We start from the raw sequence: 19,042 nt of genomic DNA, 5'->3' as shown, positions 1-19,042 counted from the left end.
TGCTTGTGAGTTACTAGTGCTTCTGGATGCGAAGCGTCTTCACTTCACCCGTAGCGAAAGTCACTTTCACCAGGTAGGTACCAACGGCCAGCTCGCTAGCATTCGGCACCGCTATTTCGGAGATGCCAGCTACCGTAGTAACGGTGCGGTTGGCGATAACCCGGCCCGCCAGGTCCATCAGCTGTAGCTGAGCAGTACCAGCAGTGGGTGCCTGCAATACCAGCGCAGCCTGGCTGGTGCTGGTGAAGGGGCTAGGATAGCTGCTGAGCGAAGCCACAGCCGCATCGGTAGTGCCGGCAAAGCTCACGGCCCGGATGGGCGAGTAAGAATACTGCCCGTCGAGGTCTACCTGGCGCAAGCGGTAGTAGCGAACGCCCGATTTACCGGCTTCCGTGTCGATGTAGCTATAGGTAGCGGCGGTGGTGCTATTAGCCGAACGGCTAGCCACAAACGCGAGCTTTTTGAATTGTACACCGTTGGTAGCTACTTCGACCTCAAAGCCAGCACTGTTTTTCTCGCTGGCCGTCTGCCACGTAACCGACGTATTTGCACCTAGGCGCTTAGCATCAAAAGCAACAAGCTCCACTGGCAACGGGTTGGTTTTGTCGCCGAGCGTGAATCTAGTATTAGGTACTGCAAAATTGGTCGTGCCGATGAGCGTTACGATATTATTCTGCGCGTCCGGCGTGCCGCCTAGGTTGTTAAACGTGTTTCCTTCGTTAGTGGAAGCAAAAACAACCAGGTTATTTTCATCAATATTGATGTTACCGCTCGGCCCTAGGTTTCTGGTTTCGCTATCGAGGTAGAAGAAGCGCATGTCGGCTTTGATAGCGCCGCTCGTGTTCGCTACCGACTGCGTTACCTCAAATATGCGGCGCACACCACTAGCCGCGCCATTACCGGGGCTGTAGGCTTGGGCTGTATTGCGGGTTACCAAAATCTCACCGGGGTTGGTGTAGAAATTAAGTCCTAAGCCGATATTACCAAATAGGTCCTCCGTGCCAGGGGTAGCGGTGCGGTGTGCGATGGTTACAAAACCTTGTAGGTACGCGCCGTCGCGTTCTTGTAGCAAACGCCCACCCGTATTGTTGTTGATTGCCGCACGGTCACCTAGATTAACGACCGAGGTCGTTGGCTGCGTAATGTCCGTTACTAGCAAGCCATCGTCGAAGATGATATCGCCGACTACGTTCATAACGCCTTGCGACGATTTTACACCACCGCCGCTGATGAACACGTTGGCAAAAGAACCGCCCGAAATACTCTGGTTGGTACCGTTAAAGGCAATCGTGGTACCGGCGCTGGCTATGAAGCTGGCGTAGCGGTTATCGAAATCACCCAGTACGTTGAGCGTACCAATAACCAAGCTCAAGCTAGAGCGGTCGGCCTGGCTGTTGCCAGCCATGGTCAGGTTGCGGGCCACGGCTACATTTCTGCCCGAGTTATTGATGGTAGACGAAGCTCCCGTGGTCTGGTTAGTATACACGTACGTCGTGTTGCACAGAATGCGGGGATACGGGTTGGGCGTATTGGTACCGAGGTTGGCAATTACTACGTTGGTTCCGATAGTAGGCACGTTGTTCGTCCAGTTTGCATCATCAAACCAGTTATCGTTCAGGCCACCGGTCCACACGGTCGAAGGAATCGGGTTGCCGGTTACGTTAAAGCTAGCCGTGTAGAAAGCGCCGCCATTGTCATCCGTAAGCGAGAATGCAACGGGCGTAGTGGGGTCGGCGCTGTTGGTACCACCCGCCTGGTAGTAGATGTCTACGCTGTAGCTGCCCGAAGTTGTTGCGCTGCTGATGAGGTTGATGGTCCGGTTCGTAACCGAAAAATTGCGCGTTCCATCGTTGCCAACGTTGCCGTTCTGAGTCAGGTTGATAGCCGTGAACTGGCCACCACCCTGTCCCTGCGGGCGCACCCGGTAATACATGCTCACGTTGTTAACCGTGCGGGAGCCCGCTTCGGTCGTAACGGCGGCACCACCATTAAGAATCAGTAGGCCAGTGTTCAAGTCATAGGTAGCACTGGTAGTGCTCGTGCTGCCTAGGTTAGCTCCCTGATACATCGGAGTAGCCGTAGAGTTCACGGTGTAGGTAATGCGCGGGTTGGCATTACCGTTCGACGAATATGGCGTTATGTAAACGGCAGTACCTCTAAGGGTAGGAACAGCGGGCGCCGTGAAATCAAAATCAGCCTGATAGGTAGAGGCACTCGGGTCAGCATCGGCGCCGGGGGCACCAGAAGGGGTGATGGTCGTAGTTTGAAATACTATTTCCAACACGTAGCGACCAGTAACACTCAACCCGCTCAGCAAATTGCCAGTAGTTATTGCGTTGTTGCTGTAGATAGTACCGCCAGTTGGGAAAGCCTGGGTATTAGGCAAAGAAACTGCTGTATAGGCTGGTGCAGTGTTGCTGTTCTTCAAGTATACCCGGTACCGGACGCTCGCGCCGGTAATGGTGTAGCTACCACCTCTCCTGGGGATGATGGGGTCGGCCACTATAGCACCTCCCGTAAGTGCCAACGCACTGCTGGTAGCGTTGTAAGCTCCTAGGTATGGGTTAGCAACGCCAGCGGTAGTATTGCCCAATTTGGCGAAGCCGTCAAAGGGAGCATCGCCGGGGATTGACTTGCCCTGATAGTTAACGGTAGAGCTTGCCGCACCAATCGGTTGTTGGGCCAAGGCAATACCATCATCATAGAACTCGGTTCCCTGTGCTTGTGCCGATTGCCAAGCGGTCAGGCTGGCAACAAACGCTAATAGCGGCACGAGGGCCTTCATAAATCTTGTGCGATAGCCAGGCTGTCGCTTTTTTTGCAGAGTAGTAGTTGTCATACTGTGTAGGGTAAATAGTTTGCTTATACAAGGAAAATTCTCCCGTAAGGGCGAACCGTGGCCTTATACGGGGTCAAAATGAAAGGTGGCGCTTTATTTTAATAATTTTTTATCACCGCAACTGCGCAGTTTAAATCGTCCAAAAAACGCTAAGCTGCGTGCAATAACATTTGAATCTTTTTACAAAAAAAGAGCCAAACAGACCATTTATAGTCAGTAGCTTCCGTTCGCGGTTACATGCTCAGTGGCTTATGCCTCACTCAAAAAATCAAGGACTTAGCCAAAATGCCAAAGCCTTTGGAAGGCCTTGAATGCACCGATGGCAGTTTAGTTCCTTCCTTGGTGGTGCATAAGTGCTAGCGCCCAATCTGATGCCGCAGCGGAGCGTTAGTATTTAAGCAACATCAGGCCTGTTTCATAGAGCCGTAGTTTACTTGGCATAATGCTATAGATGAGGAATGAAATAAATTTTTGGAAGCTGCTAAAATTAGTTTCTAACGGCTGTTACCATTCACCCAACTGAGGAGTTTGCCACCTAACCCGAGCATTTAAGCCGTTGCTGGGCCAGCGGTTGGCTAGCCACGTAACCTAGCGCTTTTTTGGAGTCGTTGCTGCGCTAGTATCACCCGGCTGAGGACATTCAGCTAGCGCTGATAATCAGGAACCGACCGTTGCAGCTACGCCGGCTGCTTTCTTTGTAAGGTCAATCTTCCTTTCGTATGGAGCTCATCAAGCATTTCATAGACCTTATTCTGCACCTCGACAAGACGCTCGTCAACGTGGTGCACGATTATGGCAACCTCACGTATCTGATTCTGTTTCTGATTATTTTCACGGAAACGGGCGTGGTTATCTTCCCTTTTTTGCCGGGCGATTCGCTGCTGTTTGTGGCGGGGGCGCTGGCGGCCCAGCCTAACCCCAGCACCGGCCAGCCGCTGCTAAATATCGCGTATCTCATTCCGCTGCTGCTGGCGGCAGCGTTCCTAGGCGATAATCTTAACTACTTCATTGGCGACTACCTAGGGCCGCGCGTGTTTCAGGAAGACTTCAAGCTTTTCAAGCGTAAGTATCTCGAGCAAACGCAGGCCTTCTACGCCAAGCACGGCGGGCAGACGATTATCATGGCGCGCTTCGTGCCCATCGTGCGCACGTTTGCGCCCTTCGTGGCCGGCGTGGGCACCATGACGTACCGGCACTTTGCCTCGTACAGCATCGCGGGCGCCGTGCTGTGGGTGGTGTCGCTCACGCTGGCGGGCTACTTCCTTGGGTCTATTCCGTGGGTCAAGAACAACTTTACGTTCGTGATTTACGGTATCGTGCTCTTCTCGGTGCTGCCGCCGCTGTGGCAGTTTCTGCGCAGCAAGCTGGCCAAGGCGTAGCCTGGCAGCCGCTTTTCGCACTCCTAACCCGTCGAACTTATGCGCACGTTTGGGCTTATTGGCCGGTCGCTCTCGCACTCGTTTTCGCAGACGTACTTCACCCAGAAGTTTTATAGCCTAGGGCTCGAAGACTGTCGCTACGAGCTGTTTGAGCTGGCGGAGGCGCGCGAGCTGCCCGACTTGCTGGCCAAGCACTCCGACTTGGCCGGGCTCAACGTAACTATCCCGTACAAAGAGCAAATTTGGCCCTACCTGACCGACGTGGCCTCGTCGGCCGCGCTGGTGGGCGCCGTCAATGTTATCGAGCTGCGGGCCGACGGTAGCCTCATTGGCCACAACACCGACTACGTGGGGTTTCGCGAGTCGCTACGGCCTTTTTACCCTGACCGCAGCCCCGCGGCCCGGGCGCTGGTACTGGGCACGGGCGGCGCGGCCAAAGCGGTAGGCGTGGCCTTGCGCGAGCTGGGTATTCCGTACTGGCTCGTGTCGCGCGATGCCCTAGGGCCGCACCTCACCTACGCCGAGCTCACGCCCGATGTGCTAGCCGCGCACCCGCTCATTATTAATACAACGCCCCTAGGCACGTACCCCAACGTGGCCACCTGCCCGCCGCTGCCCTACGCAGCCCTAACCCCGCAGCACTACCTCTACGACCTCGTGTATAACCCCCGCGAGACGCTATTTCTCCAAAAGGGCCGCGAGGCCGGTGCCCACACCAAAAACGGCTTCGACATGCTAGAACGGCAGGCCGAAGCCGCTTGGGCCATTTGGAATAAGTAATTCGAGTAATGGGGTAATGGGTAATACCGATTGGCATTACCCATTACCCCATTACTCGAATTACTCATTTATTTGCCCGATACTTTTTTGGCAATATCGGCCGTGTGGCGGCCCTGGAAGCGGGCGCCTTCGAGCTCGTTGGCGCTGGGCTGGCGCTCGCCCTGGCCACCGGCCACGGTGCTGGCGCCGTAGGGCGTACCGCCGGTTACCTCTTCGTGGTCCATCTGGCCCTGCCAGGCGTAAGGCAGGCCTACGATAATGAAGCCGTGATGCAGTAGCTCGGTGTGGAAGTTGCGGATGGTTTCTTCCTGGCCGCCGTGCTGGGTAGCGGTGCTCACGAAGGCACCGCCTACCTTGCCTACCAGCGCGCCGGTGGCCCACAGGCCGCCCGTGCTATCCATAAACGACTGCATCTGGCCGCAGAGGTTGCCGTAGCGGGTGGGCGTGCCGAAGATGATGGCATCGTAATCTTTCAACTCGTCGGGGGTCACGACGGGCAGGTGGGCGAAGGCCTGCTGGGCGCCGGTAGCACCGGTTTTGTCCAGCACTTCCTTGGATAGCGTTTCGGGCACGCGTTTCACCACTACTTCGTTGCCGGCTACTTCGCGGGCACCTTCGGCGATGGCTTCGGCCAATTTCCACACGTGGCCATAGGTGGAATAAAACAACACGAGCGTCTTCATAATAAGAAGAATTGGGGTTTGGGTAGAAAGGAGAAACTGAGCCGTTAGAACGGCCAACGGCCGCTGGCGTTGCACAGCCCCCAAAGATAGGCACTAATTGATGTACATACATTTCATGTACACACATTATTTTATTCAAAAACCAATTTTATTCGTATCTATCTAATAAACTGTTTATTAACTTTAATTAGCTGATTTCCCTGCCCCACGTGCAACGCCGAGCAGCTCCCACGCCTCTTGAGGTAGTGAAACGGTGAGACCAGCTAGCTCTCGATTTAAGAAAGTTTTCCTCCTTTGCGTTATCTATGATGCACGGACTACCCGCCGGCCCCGCCCGGTTTCAGGCATGAGTACCGCCGCCTGGCCCGCTACGTATGGCCAAGACCCGCCGGCCCGGTCTACCGGGCTCACGGCCAGCCGCCCGGTGGCCAACGCGGTGCCTACCGAGGAGGAGCTTATCGACGGCTGCCTGCAAGGCCGGCAGTTGGCCCAAAAGCAGCTCTACGATAAGTACGCCGCCCGCATGATGGCTGTGTGCCTGCGCTACGCCCAAACCACTTTCGAGGCCGAGGACGTGCTGCAAGAGGGCTTTCTGACGGTGTTTCGCACCCTAGGCAGCTTTCGGCGCGAGTGCCCGCTAGAGTTCTGGATACGGCGCGTGATGATAAATGCGGCCCTGCGCCAGCACCGCCGCAACGCCCCGCTGGTGGCCGTGAGCGATGGCGATTACCCCGATACCCTCGCCAGCGAAGAATTTACGTTTAGCAGCTATGCCTATGCCGAGCTGCTGGCCGTAGTGCAGGAGCTGGCCCCGCGCTACCGGCTGGTGTTTAACCTCTACGCCATAGAGGGCTACACGCACAAGGAAATAGGGGAGCTGCTCAGCATCTCGGAAGGCACCAGCAAATCGCAGTATTCCCGGGCTCGGGTCGTTCTTCAAACTAAATTAGCGCGCCTGTCTCCGCCAGCGCGGCCTCTATCTTAATTACTTAGCAGTATGGATTCGCAATCGCCTCCCAAGGGCAGCCTAGAAGAGTTATTTCGCCACCACTTGCTGGAGAGCGAGGCGGCCGCCGTGCCCCCGCGCCCCCTGGTGTGGGACCAAATTGACAATAGCCTGCTGCTAGCTGAAAATGAAAAGTATCGGCGGCGCCTGCTGGTACACCGCTGGGGCATGGCCGCCAGCCTGCTGCTGGCTGCCCTGGCAGGCGGCGGCTGGTGGCATAGCCAGCAGCCGGCGGCGCCTAACCTAGCCGTGGTAACGAACGCCGACAATGCGGCCCACGTGGCCATAGCGGCCGCCACGGCTGCTCGCCAGCCCCGCGCTACGGTAGGCTTGGTGGGCACCCCGGGTCAAGCCACTCGGGCTGTTACGCTTACTACCACGGCTACGCTGCCGGCGGGGTCTGCCGCTTGGCTGGCGGGCACGGCACGTGCCCAGGCAGATGCCAGCAGTAGCCTAGCCCAAAATGCGGCAGCGGGCAGCGCTCGGGAGCGGGCTTCGCTGGCGGTTGCGCCGCCGACAGGTACCCTAGGCCACCCGGCGGCGACCACGCTGGCTACCTACGCTTATCGCGCCACGATGACCTCGCGCCGCGGAGTGGCCGCGGCAAGCGCGTTGGCGGTTACTTCCTTTCCTTATTCTACTTCCTCGCCTATTGGTTCTACTGCTACTTCGTCGCGTACCGAGTTTCCGAGTAATGCTACTACCCTAGGCCAGGCAGCGGGCACTTCTTCCGCCGATATAGCTTCGGCTTCGGCCGCCGAGGCCACCACGTCTACCGCCGCCGGGCTCACGGCAAGCCGGCTGAGCGAGAATCTGCTCACCGGGAAGTCAACTCAACTGGCCTTTGGGCCGGCGGCGGGCTTGCCGGCCAGCCTCACGCCCGTAGACGCCAAGCTCGTGCCAGCTACCAAGCTGCGGCGGTGGCGGTTTGGGGCGGAGTACGCTATTACGGCGTTTAATCCCAACGTTGATTTCGCGGCCAGCAACTCCCCGTTGCCAGCCTTTGTGACCAACTTTCCTGCTTCCAGTTTTGCAGGCGCTGGCCGGTCGGCCGCGGCCGAGTACCGCACCAATCTGCGGGCGGGCCTGGGCCAGCGCCTGAGCCTGCGCGCCAACCGTTGGCTGGGGGGCCACTGGTCGCTCAGCACGGGCCTGGAAGCGGCGCAACAGGAAGCCACGTCGGCTACCTCCATGAGCTTCGACGGCGTGCACCTGGACATGGCGAGCGCCTACTCGACGGTGCCGCGTCAGTTGCAGGCTTCCTCGTACCGCTACCGCTCGGCGGGCGTGCCCGTCGAGCTGCGCTACGACAATCCCATCAAAACGGGCGTCTCTTTCTACGGGCGGCTGGGGGCCATCGTGAGCGCGCTGCTCAACGTGCGCACCGAGATAGCTGGCAACCCCGAAACGGCCCGCTCCTACTCGCCCTTCGCGGGCAGCACCCCCTACCGCCGCCTCACTACCCTGCTGCGGGGCGGGGCGGGCGTACGCTACCGGCCGGCCAATAAAGGCTGGGGCGTGAGCGTTGGCCCCACGGCTGAGGCCGGCGTGCAGTCGCTCAACTCGGATACCGATAAAAGCTTTTTGCAGCAAAACCGCCCCTACAGCTTCGGCCTGGAAGCGGGCTTTGAGTTCAATAGCGGCGTAGTGCCGGTGCAGTAAACCGCGCGGCCCGGCTGGGCCGCGCGGTTTTTCATTCTTCTAAAAAACAAACTTATGCCTCCATCGCTGCGCATACTCGTGGCCCTGCTGGCGCTGCTCTCCTTGCTGGCGGCGCGGCACCTGCACCGGCGTCAGCGGGCCGCCGGGGCCGCGCACCCTAGGCTGGTAATGCCGCTCGGCACGCTGCCCGTGGGCGGCCGGGCGCGCTAGCGCGCCAAGCAGTTCCTTTTCCCGACGACGCCTCTTTTCCCTTTCTACGCCATGAAACGCACTTTCTTAGTACTACTGGTCGGTGGGCTATTGGCTTGCAAGAAAACGGCCGGCCCCGCCGACTCGGCCCCGGCCATCGGCCAGCCGTTTGAGTTGGGTTTGCAAAAAGCCGCCACTCTTTCGGGTAGCGGTGGCCCCATTAGCCTCACCCTCACCGAGGTGCACGAGGCGCGCTGCCCCAGCGGCATGCAGTGCATCTGGGCCGGCTATGCGGCCGTGGCCGTGCAGCTCAGCGATGCCACGGGCATACCCCAAACGGCGCGCATCTCACTTTTGAATAAGTATTTACCTACCTACACCCTCGACTCGGTCAGCGTTGAGCTCAATCAGAAAACCTACTGGCTGCGGCTACTGGAGGTAACCCCCTACCCCGGCACCAACGGCGGCCAGCTCACCACGGCTAAGCTGCGCCTGCGGCCGGCCTAGGTCCCGCGCGGTTAGTTTCGGCAACCTAGAAACCCAAGCCCGGCATTTGGGGTTAGCTTAGCTGGCCTTCTTCCGGCCGTTTCTGCCCCCGTATGTCGACGTACCAGCTTACCTCTGATTTTAGTCCCACCGGCGACCAGCCCCGCGCCATTGCTGAGCTCGTGAAGGGCGTAAACGGCGGCGAGCCGGCCCAGGTGCTCCTAGGGGCTACCGGCACGGGTAAAACCTTCACGATGGCTAACGTGATTGCCGAAACCGGCAAGCCCGCTCTCGTGATGTGCCACAATAAGACGCTGGCCGCCCAGCTCTACGGCGAGTTCAAGGCGTTCTTCCCACACAATGCCGTCGAGTACTACATCAGCTACTACGACTACTACCAGCCCGAGGCCTACATCGCCAGCTCCGACGTCTTCATTGAGAAGGACTTAGCTATTAACGAGGAGATTGAGAAGCTGCGGCTGCACTGTACCAGCACGCTGCTCAGCGGCCGGCGCGACGTGGTGGTTATCGCCTCCGTGTCGTGCATCTACGGCATCGGCAACCCCGAAGAGTTCAGCAAAAACGTCATTTTCCTGGCGCCCGGCCACCGGTATTCGCGCAACAACCTGCTCTACCAATTTGTGCAGATTCTGTACTCGCGCACCGAGGTCGAGTTCACGCGCGGTAGCTTCCGGGTGAAGGGCGACACCGTGGACGTGTTTCCGGCCTACGCCGACTACGCGTACCGCATTTTCTTCTTTGGCGATGAGATTGAGGCGATTCAGAAAATCGACCCCGTGAGCGGCCGCAAGCTGAGCGACGAGAAGAACATGACGCTCTACCCGGCCAACCTATTCGTGACCGGCAAGGAGACGCTGAACACCGCCATCCACGAGATTCAGGATGACATGGTGTTGCAGCACAAGTACTTCGAGAAGGAAGGCCGCGACGTGGAGGCCCGCCGCATTCAGGAGCGCACCGAGTTTGACCTGGAGATGATACGCGAGCTTGGCTACTGCTCGGGCATCGAAAACTACTCGCGCTACTTCGACCGGCGCGAGCCCGGCTCGCGCCCGTTCTGCCTGCTCGATTACTTCCCGCAGGACTACCTGCTGGTCGTGGACGAGAGCCATGCCACCATTCCGCAAATCCGGGCCATGTGGGGCGGCGACCGCTCGCGCAAGACGGCACTGATTGAATACGGCTTCCGGCTGCCGTCGGCGTTTGACAACCGGCCGCTGACGTTCAACGAGTTTGAAAGCATGTACCAGCAGGCGGTGTACGTGTCGGCCACGCCCGCCGACTACGAGTTGACCCAGGCCAACGGCGTGGTGGTGGAGCAGATTATCCGCCCCACCGGCCTGCTCGACCCCGTTATCGACCTGCGCCCCAGCATCAATCAGATTGACGACCTGCTCGACGAGGTGGACGAGCGCGTGAAAGCCGGCGACCGCGTGCTCGTGACGACCCTCACCAAGCGCATGGCTGAGGAACTGAGTAAGTATATGGAGCGCCTAGGTATCAAAGTCGAGTACATTCACTCGGACGTGAAGACGCTCGACCGCGTAGAAATTCTGCGCCGTCTGCGCCTAGGTGAGGTCGATGTGCTCATCGGCGTGAACCTGCTGCGCGAAGGCCTCGACTTGCCCGAGGTAAGCCTGGTCGCCATTCTGGACGCTGACAAAGAAGGCTTCCTGCGCGACCAGCGCTCCTTGATTCAGACCATGGGCCGCGCCGCCCGGAACGAGAACGGCAAGGTTATTCTTTACGCCGACCGCATGACGGGCTCGATGCAGCGCGCCATTGACGAGACCAACCGCCGCCGCGCCACCCAGCAGGCGTACAACGAGGAGCACAACATCACGCCGCGCACCGTGCGCAAGTCGCACGCCCAGATAATGGGCCAAACCGACCTCGCCGACTACCGCACCGTGGAGGCGCAGGCCCCGGCCAGCGCCTACGCCGAAGGCGGCGCCGCGCTAGCTATGGCTGCCGAGCCCGTAGTGGCCATGATGAACCGCGCCGAGCTCGAAAAGCTCATCAAAACCACCGAAAAGCAAATGGAAGGCGCCGCCAAAGAGCTCGACTTTTTGCAAGCTGCCAAGCTGCGCGATGAGCTAAGCGCCCTGAAGCAGATGCTAAAAAATAAGCGCGACTAGCCCCCTAGGTACCGCCACTCGAGCAGAGGTGCGCGCGGCCATTTCGTATGAATTTAGCTTTATTAAACAGTATTTTTTTACGACCTAGATAAGCTGAGCGCTTTACCTGGCTAACATAGGCGAGAACTAATATTTTAGGTCGGCCACCTAAATTTCTCCGCTTGGCTAAAGGCAGCGGGGAAGACCTGCTTTATAACAAAAGATAGCAGCGCAAATACAACAGATTTGATGCTGTGCACGTTAGCAGGTCTTCATTTACCTTTTTTTCCTTTCAGCCTATGAAACGTAATCAGTTTTCTCTGCTAATGGGTGCTGCTCTTTGCGCCTCGCTTGCCTTCATGAGTGCTTGCGCCGCCACGGAAGGCACGTCGGGTACTACCTCGGGCACTACTTCGGGTAGCACTACTACTGATGGTACTACATCGGGCACAACCAGCGGTACCACGGCAGGTTCTACCACCATGAGCACCACTGCCGGCAGCACCACCACGGGTACTACGGCGGGCACCACTACTGGCACTACCACCACCGGTACTACTACGGGTAGCACCACAGGTTCTACCACTGGCACTACCACTCCCTAGCTTTCTGGCTACCTGCTTTGAGCAGGCTTAAAAACACGGGCTTTGCATCTACTTGTTAGATAGCGAAGCCCGTGTTTTTTTGTGCACGCTTCCGCGCTGCGGCTGGCCAGCAGCGGCACCTAGGGGCACTAAGCCGCAGTTGAAAACGAGCGCGCAAGCAGTAGAACCATTGCTTTTAATAGGCACCTACTTTGCTCATCATGCTCAAACCCTTGCTCCTTGCGCTGCTAGTGGCGACAGCAATAGCGCTGACGCAAGCAATTGCCCTCTACCTAGAGCGGTTTCGGTACGCTGTGCCCGAAACCGCTCTAAAGGATGCTGGAAATTCGGGCCGACCTAGGCAGAGCCGTGCTGACTAAGGCTCTGTACACAACCAACCGCCACCAGCACTATCGGCGCCCTGGTTTACGTGCTGCGCCGCCGCTAGCCCGCCGGGGGCCGCAGCCCCACGTACACCACCGCCCCCGGCAGGTAGGTAGCGTGCCCAACCCAGGCGCGCACCACGTTTTCGGGCAATTGAATTTCTACCTCGTAGTAGCTGCCCAAAAACCGCACGGCCCGCACCGTGCCGGGCAGGCCGGGGCCCTCGGCCGACAGTACTAGTTGCTCGGGGCGCACTAGCAGCGTGGCATCAGGGGCATGGCTGGCGCCGGGCACACCTAGGGCCTGGCGGTCGGCGCCGCGCACCAAGTTGTAGTTGCCAAAAAGGGCGGCCACGTACTCATCGGCGGGCTGGTAGTAGAGCTGCTGCGGCGTGCCGCGCTGCACCAGCTGGCCCCGGCGCAGCACCAGTATTTCGTCGGCCCAGGGTAGCACATCGGTAGCATCGTGCGACACGAGCAGGCAGGTGATACCTAGGCGCGTACCCACTTCCTCGATAATGGCCTGGAGCTGGCGCTTGTGCACGCGGTCGAGATTCGAGTACGGTTCATCGAGCAGCAACAACCTAGGCGAGCCCAGCAGCAGCCGGGCCAGCGCCACGCGCTGCTGCTCGCCGCCCGAGAGCTGGTCGGTGCGGCGGGCCAGCAGGTGGTCGATGCGGCAGAGCTCATACAGCGCCTGGGCCTCGGCGGCGGGGCGCTTGCTGGCGTAGCGCAGCACCTGCTCTACGCGCAAGGAGTGCGGCAGGTCCGACTTCTGCGACAGATACGCCACGCCGGGGTGGCCCGGCACCAGCGCCTCGTGCGGCCCGCGCACCCGCTCGCCCTCAATGCGGATTTCGCCCGCGCTGGGCTGCACCAGGCCCGCGATGATTTGCAGCAACGTGCTTTTGCCGGCTCCGCTCTCGCCGGCCAGGGCCAGCTTGTGGTCGGTGCGCTGGCTAAAGCTGAGGGGCGCCACCACCGTAGTGGCGCCTTCTGCCAGGCTGATATTTGATACCGTTAGCAACTCCATAGGGCGTAGTAACCGGCCGGGCTACCGAATGATTGGGGCCGGCCGGCGGGCCTACTGCGTATCGGCCGCCCGGCGCAGCTCGTCTTCGGCGCCGGCGGCGCGCTTGCGGGCGGCGGCCACTTTAGTATTACCAAAGCGGTAGCTGAAGGCGGCCGTGAACACCCGCGTATCCTGGCGCCGGTAGAAGGTTTCCGAAAAATTGTCGTACATCGACGTTACGCGCAGCGGCGTGGTGTAAAAAACGTCCGTCGCGTTCAGGCGAAACGTGGCCTGTTTGTTCCAGAAAATCTTTTGCACCGCCGCACCCACCTGCCCGCGGTGCTGCAATAGCTGAAAGCCGCCCACCTCGCGCGACTCGTAGAAGCCGTTGAGCTCGGCCACCCAGCCGCGGGGCAGCACGAAGCTGTTGTTGGCCGTGAGGTTGCACGCCAGGCGGCCCCGGTCGAGCATCGTGCTGTTGAGCGTGCCCTGGTATTGGTTGTAGTAGGCCAATACGTTGGCGTACAGCGTCCAGCTTTTGGTTATCTCCAGCGGCGCAATCAGGTTCAGGGTATAAAAATTCTGGGTGCTCAGGTTCACGTATTGGTTCACCACCACCCGGCCGCCATCGGGCGAGGGCAGCTGCGCCACCACGAACGGCTGGTTGGTGCGGGCGTAGGCCAGGGCCGTCGTAAACTTACCCTTGTAGGTGTGCGACACCTCAAAGTTGTAGCTGGTCTGGGGCTGCAAATTATAGTTGCCCGTGCTATACGATGTGGCATCCAGGTACACGCGCAAGGGGCTCACCTGCAAGTAGCTGGGGCGGTCGATGCGGCGCGCGGCGCTCAGGGCCAGCGCGTGGTTTTTGTTGAGCGTGCGCTGCACCAGCAGGCTCGGAAACAGCTGGAAGTAGTGCTGCTCGCGCACCGTGGCGCCCCCTAGGTCGGCCCGAATGTTGGTTTGCTCGCCGCGCAGGCCCGCTTGCACGCTGGTTTGGGCCAGCTTGCCGCGCAGGCTCACGTAGGCTGCATTCACGTTTTCGCGGTAGGCGAAGGGCTGCGAGATGTCAGTCCGCGGGGTGTAGACATAATCCGTGGGGTTGACGCCCGTGCGGTTGACAAACGCCACCGTATTGTCCGACGCTACCTGCGTCACCTTGGCGCCGGCCTCCAGGCGGGTGCGGTGCGGTAGCGGCTGGCTGTAGTCGACCTTGGCCGTGCCGATGCCGAGCTTGCTGGACTGGTCGCCCGTGAGCTCGGTGGGGCTTTGGGCCTGCACGTCCTGGAGCGTTACCAACTTGAGCTGGCGGGAGTTGCCGTAACGCGCGTAGTCGGCATCGGCGCTGATGGTGCGGGCCGTGGCCGAGTCGGCAAAGGCGTGGCGCAGGTTCAGGTTCACCGACCCGTTGGGCCGCTTCACGTCTTGCTCGGCCCGCGAGTAAATGCGGTTGGTGAGCGTGCCGTTATCGCCGTAGAAGAACGCGTCGCCGGTCGTTTCGTTGGTGGTGCGGCTGGCCAGCCCGGTGACCGACACCCCCAGGAGCGTGCGCTTCGAAAGGTTCAGGTCGAACCCCACCTTGGCGCTGTGCGTCAGCTGCTTCAGGTATTGGTAGTTGCTCTGGTTGCTGCGAGTGGCCGGCAGCGTGGCCGTGGCCCCAAAGTACCGGTCGAAGTCGAACTGCGTGTAGTACTGGCGGTCGTTGAAAGCGTAGGTACCGTAGAGGTTCAGGTTTTTGCGGCGGTAGTTGAGCGTGCCGCCGCCCACAAACTTGCCGTAGCGCCCGCGGCCGTAGCTAGCGTTCAGGCTGCCGTTGGTACCTAGGCGCTGGTCTTTTTTGAGGGTGATGGCGATGACGCCGGCCCCACCTTGCGCGTCGTAGCTAGCAGGCGGGTTGGTTATCAGCTCGATGCGCTGCACCTGCTCGGCGGGCAGCGCCCGCAGGTAATCGGCTAGGTCGTTGCCGGTGAGGGGTACGCGCTTGCCATCGAGCACCACCAGCACGCCCTGCCGGCCGCGCAAGGCCAGCTCGTTATTACTCCCGACTGCCACGTTGGGCGAGCGCCCCAGGATGTCGAACGTGCTGGCACCTGCCGCCAGCGGGCTGTCGGCCACGTTCACCACGGTGCGGTCGGCCAGGCGCTCATACAGCGGCCGGCGGCCGGCCACCGTCACTTCCTTGAGCGCCGTGGCCTGGCTAGGTTCCAGGCTGATAGCCGGCAGCACCACGCCCGTGCCAGGCAGCGCGAAAGCGGAGCTCCAGTAGCGCCGGAACCCCACCTGCGCGGCCGATACCAGGTAGCGCCCGCCCACCGGGGCTTGCAGCTCAAACGCCCCTTTGGCATCGGTAAACTCCGTTTTGACCACCACCGAGTCGGCGGCGCGGTGCAGGGTCACCGTTACTAGTGCCGGCGCGGGCTGGCCGGCACTACCAACCGTACCGCTAACGGCCGCCTGCCCCTGCGCCAGCACCGCACCCGGGGCCAGTATTCCCCCCACCACTAACCATTGCGTAAACTTAGAAAAAGGCAACTTAATATAAACAGAAGTAAAAATGTGCATATACGCAGTTACAGAATATTTTAGGAGTATGAATTCACGACTGGGTAACCAGATTAGCGGGGATGACAACTGGCCAGGCATGCAAGCTAAATTGTATTTTGCCTATACTGACCACATTAGCTAGCTAGTCAGTTCGTAAAGTTGCGGCGCCATACCTGATAATCCAATAGCCTTAGCAATACTTTTTGCAAACCACATTGGTAGCATTCGCCCCCGCAAGGTGGCGGGTAGGCCCGGCTGGGCTAGGCGGCCAGCCCAGCGCCTGAGTGGGCGGCTAGCGCGCGCGGCCCAAGCAGGAGAGCACAGGGCAATCCTACCGCGGGGCCGGCCCTAGCTTGCCGCTTACCCTCGCCCGCCACTTGCTTTTTACCATGCTCCACCCGTTTTTGCTCCTCGCCCAACTCCTGGTTTTCTTATCGGCAGCGGCCTCTAGTATCGCGCAGCCTGCCCCGCCCAGCGGCACCCCCCGCAAGCAGGTGCAGTACCTGTCGGGCCGCGACAACACCCGCACCGCCACCTGGGATTTTTACTGCACCGGCGGGCGCAAGAGTGGCTACTGGACTACTATTCAGGTGCCTTCGTGCTGGGAGCAGCAGGGCTTTGGCGCTTACAACTACGGCCGCGACTACAAGACTTACGGCAAAAACTTTCGCTTTGCCGACGAGCAGGGCAAGTACAAGCACACCTTTTCGGTGCCGGCCAGCTGGCAAAACCAGGCAGTATCTATCGTGTTCGAGGGCGCCATGACCGACGCCGAGGTGCGCGTAAATGGCCAGCTGGCCGGCCCCGTGCACCAGGGCGCATTCTACCGGTTTAAGCACGATATCAGCCCGCTGCTGAAATTTGGCCAGCCCAATTTGCTGGAAGTTACGGTGAGCAAGATGTCGGCCGACGCCTCGGTGAACAACGCCGAGCGGCTAGCCGACTACTGGGTTTTCGGCGGCATTTTTCGGCCCGTGTACCTAGAGGCCACGCCCAAGCAATTTATTCCCCACACCGCCATCAACGCCCGCGCCGATGGCTCGTTTGCCGCCAACGTGGGCCTGCGCGGCCTCACCCAGGCGGCGGAAGTAAAGGCCGAAATCCTCGACGCCAGCGGCCGGGTGGTGGGCACGGCCCTAGGTCGCGCCGCGGCCACCGATACGGTGGTGCAGCTGCGCACCCAGGTAGCCAAGCCCCTGACCTGGACCGCCGAAACGCCGCGCCTCTACCGCGCCCGCTTTACGCTGCTGGCGGCCAGCCAGCCGCTGTACCAAACCACCGAAACCTTTGGTTTTCGCACCATCGAGGTGCGGCGGGGCCGGGGCATTTTCGTGAACGGCACGCAGGTGAAGATGAAGGGCACTAACCGCCACAGCTGGTGGCCCGAAACCGGCCGCACCCTCAACGACTCGATTCAGCTCATGGACGTGAAGCTCATCAAGGAGATGAATATGAACGCGGTGCGCATGTCGCACTACCCGCCCGACGCCGAGTTTCTGCATCTCTGCGACTCCCTAGGTCTCTACGTGCTCGACGAGCTGGCCGGTTGGCAGAAGGCCTACAGCACCAAAGCCGGCCGCCCGCTGGTGCGCGAAATGGTGCGCAAGGACGTGAACCACCCCAGTATCATTTTCTGGGATAACGGCAACGAGGGCGGTACCAATAAGGAGCTGGATGTAGAATTCAGCAAGTATGATTTGTCGAACCGGCCCGTCCTGCACCCGCACCACCGGCCGGGCAATGCGGCCAGCGGCATCGACTGCAACCACTACGAGAACTACTACAGCACCAAGCAGATACTCGCCGACTCGCTCATCTACATGCCCACCGAGTTTTTGCACTCGCAGGACGATGGCGGCGGCGGCGCGGCCCTGGCCAACTTCTGGGACCTGCACTGGAAGGCCCAGCGCTCGGGCGGCGGCTTCCTCTGGGCCCTGGTCGATGAAGGTATCGTCCGCACCGACCAGCGCGGCATCATCGACGTGAACGGCGTGAACGCGCCCGACGGCGTGCTGGGCCCGCACCGCGAAAAGGAAGGCAGCTTCTTCGCCATCCGGGAGATTTTTTCGCCGGTGCACATCGCGCTACAGGAGCTGCCGGCCAAGTTCAACGGCCGCGTGGCGGTGGAGAACCGCTACCATTTCACCAACCTCAACCAGTGCTTTTTCCAGTGGGAATTGGTGAAATACCGCCAGCCAGGCGAAGTATTCACCGGCTATTCTACTCTCAAGAAAAGCCGCATTGCCAGCCCGAGCGTGGCGCCGCTCGCCACCGGCCAGCTCGACCTCAAGCTGCCCAAAGACTGGCAGACCTACGACGCCATCCTGCTCTCGGCCTTCGACCCGCAGAAGAATCTGGTTTACCAGTGGACTTGGAAAACCGGCGCTAACGTCAACTTGCTGCGCGATATGCTACCCGCCGCCGCGCCTGCCGCCGCGCCGCTACCCGTGGCGGTCGGCGCCGCCCCTACCCTACCGGCGGCCGTGGCCATCACCGAAAACGACAGTCTACTAACGCTGCAAGCCAGCGGCATCAGCGTCAGCTTTAGCAAGCGCACCGGGCAAATCGGGCAGGTGAAGGGCAACAACGGCGACAAGCTCAGCTTCGCCAACGGGCCGGTGCTGGTGGGCGGCACGGCCACTTTCCAAGGCCTGACGCACCGCACCGAGGCGGGCGCCGAAGTGGTGGAAGTGCGCTACCTAGGTGCCCTCAGCACCGTGCGCTGGACCCTGCGCCCCGACGGCTGGCTGCGCCTCGACTACGCCTACGACCTGCCCACCGGCGACTATCCCGCCGCGGGCCTCACGTTTACCTACCCCGAAAACTACGTGCTCGGCGCCAAGTGGCTGGGCAAAGGCCCCTACCGCGTGTGGAAAAACCGCCTCGCCGGCCCCACCACCAACGTGTGGGAGAACCCCTACAACAACACCCAAACCGGCGCCGCGCCCTGGCTCTACCCCGAATTCAAGGGCTACTTCGCCGACGTGGTGTGGCTGGAGATGAACACCGTGGAAGGCAAATTCCTGGTCGCCAGCCCCGATAAGGGCTTATTCGTGCGCCTGTTTGATTTCTACGGTTTGTCGGGCCCGGTGCCCGCGCCGGCGCTGCCGCCCGGCAATTTCTCGTTTCTGGATGCTATTCCGCCCATCGGCACCAAGCTCGCCCTCAACCTCGACAACAACACCAAGAACCTAGGGCCGCTCAGCGAAGCCAACCACCTGGGCGGTACCACCCGGCGCACGCTCTTCTTTTTCTTCGGCATCGCCAAGACCACGGGCAAGCCCCAGCCCTACGTGGTGCCGGCCAAAAACGACTTGTTTTAGCGCCACCCCCCCCCGGCCCACCTAGCTTGACGCGCGA

At 60.3% G+C, this 19,042-nt stretch carries 13 protein-coding genes and 1 pseudogene; 9 read left to right on the top strand and 5 right to left on the bottom strand.

Going from position 1 to position 19,042, the window contains the following annotated elements; translation table 11 throughout:
• Window positions 1–13 precede the first annotated feature (13 nt).
• On the bottom strand, window positions 14–2,386 hold the full coding sequence (locus tag ACFSDX_RS02545) for a beta strand repeat-containing protein (RefSeq protein ID WP_382311632.1): 2,373 nt from the start codon (window positions 2,384–2,386) through the stop codon (window positions 14–16).
• Window positions 2,387–3,558: 1,172 nt separating this feature from the next.
• Between ACFSDX_RS02545 and ACFSDX_RS02540 the strand changes: the two genes are divergently transcribed.
• Entirely contained in the window at window positions 3,559–4,218 is a 660-nt protein-coding gene (locus tag ACFSDX_RS02540) for a DedA family protein (protein ID WP_382311631.1), read from the top strand.
• A 39-nt stretch (window positions 4,219–4,257) separates the two neighbouring features.
• Window positions 4,258–4,998 carry a shikimate dehydrogenase family protein gene (locus ACFSDX_RS02535; RefSeq protein ID WP_382311630.1) on the top strand — a complete coding sequence of 247 codons (741 nt, stop codon included), beginning with the start codon at window positions 4,258–4,260 and terminating at the stop codon, window positions 4,996–4,998.
• 68 nt (window positions 4,999–5,066) lie between these two features.
• Here the strand turns inward: ACFSDX_RS02535 and wrbA are convergent, their stop codons facing one another.
• Entirely contained in the window at window positions 5,067–5,681 is a 615-nt protein-coding gene (gene wrbA, locus ACFSDX_RS02530; RefSeq protein WP_382311629.1) for an NAD(P)H:quinone oxidoreductase, read from the bottom strand.
• A 346-nt stretch (window positions 5,682–6,027) separates the two neighbouring features.
• Here wrbA and ACFSDX_RS02525 point away from each other — a divergent pair, with 346 nt between their 5' ends.
• From ACFSDX_RS02525 to ACFSDX_RS02500, 6 genes are all read left to right on the top strand, one after another.
• Window positions 6,028–6,666, top strand: a complete 639-nt coding sequence (locus tag ACFSDX_RS02525; RefSeq protein ID WP_382311628.1) for an RNA polymerase sigma factor — start codon at window positions 6,028–6,030, stop codon at window positions 6,664–6,666.
• Window positions 6,667–6,678: 12 nt separating this feature from the next.
• Window positions 6,679–8,349 carry a hypothetical protein gene (locus tag ACFSDX_RS02520; RefSeq protein WP_382311627.1) on the top strand — a complete coding sequence of 557 codons (1,671 nt, stop codon included), beginning with the start codon at window positions 6,679–6,681 and terminating at the stop codon, window positions 8,347–8,349.
• Window positions 8,350–8,403: 54 nt separating this feature from the next.
• Window positions 8,404–8,559: a hypothetical protein gene (locus ACFSDX_RS02515; protein WP_382311626.1), complete on the top strand. Its 156-nt coding sequence runs from the start codon at window positions 8,404–8,406 to the stop codon at window positions 8,557–8,559.
• Between the two features lie 51 nt (window positions 8,560–8,610).
• On the top strand, window positions 8,611–9,045 hold the full coding sequence (locus tag ACFSDX_RS02510) for a hypothetical protein (RefSeq protein ID WP_382311625.1): 435 nt from the start codon (window positions 8,611–8,613) through the stop codon (window positions 9,043–9,045).
• A 92-nt stretch (window positions 9,046–9,137) separates the two neighbouring features.
• Window positions 9,138–11,183 (top strand): excinuclease ABC subunit UvrB, encoded by a 2,046-nt coding sequence (gene uvrB, locus ACFSDX_RS02505; protein ID WP_382311624.1) that lies wholly within the window; start codon window positions 9,138–9,140, stop codon window positions 11,181–11,183.
• Window positions 11,184–11,461: 278 nt separating this feature from the next.
• Window positions 11,462–11,767, top strand: a complete 306-nt coding sequence (locus ACFSDX_RS02500) for a hypothetical protein (protein ID WP_382311623.1) — start codon at window positions 11,462–11,464, stop codon at window positions 11,765–11,767.
• Window positions 11,768–12,190: 423 nt separating this feature from the next.
• Here the strand turns inward: ACFSDX_RS02500 and ACFSDX_RS25195 are convergent, their stop codons facing one another.
• The 3 genes and pseudogenes from ACFSDX_RS25195 to ACFSDX_RS02490 all read right to left on the bottom strand — a co-directional run bounded on the left by ACFSDX_RS25195 (window position 12,191) and on the right by ACFSDX_RS02490 (window position 15,670).
• Window positions 12,191–12,385, bottom strand: a complete 195-nt coding sequence (locus tag ACFSDX_RS25195) for a TOBE domain-containing protein (protein ID WP_417455364.1) — start codon at window positions 12,383–12,385, stop codon at window positions 12,191–12,193.
• A gap of 315 nt (window positions 12,386–12,700) precedes the next feature.
• A pseudogene (locus ACFSDX_RS25190) lies at window positions 12,701–13,162 on the bottom strand (ATP-binding cassette domain-containing protein); the annotation flags it as partial.
• Window positions 13,163–13,213: 51 nt separating this feature from the next.
• Window positions 13,214–15,670: a TonB-dependent receptor domain-containing protein gene (locus tag ACFSDX_RS02490; protein ID WP_382311621.1), complete on the bottom strand. Its 2,457-nt coding sequence runs from the start codon at window positions 15,668–15,670 to the stop codon at window positions 13,214–13,216.
• A 401-nt stretch (window positions 15,671–16,071) separates the two neighbouring features.
• On the opposite strand from ACFSDX_RS02490, the gene ACFSDX_RS02485 reads away from it, so the two are divergent.
• Entirely contained in the window at window positions 16,072–19,005 is a 2,934-nt protein-coding gene (locus ACFSDX_RS02485) for a glycoside hydrolase family 2 TIM barrel-domain containing protein (RefSeq protein WP_382311620.1), read from the top strand.
• Window positions 19,006–19,042 lie beyond the last annotated feature (37 nt).

Origin of the sequence: Hymenobacter bucti, assembly GCF_042681145.1 — a bacterium.
Lineage (GTDB): Bacteria > Bacteroidota > Bacteroidia > Cytophagales > Hymenobacteraceae > Hymenobacter > Hymenobacter bucti.
This window is presented reverse-complemented; position numbering and strand designations above follow the sequence as displayed.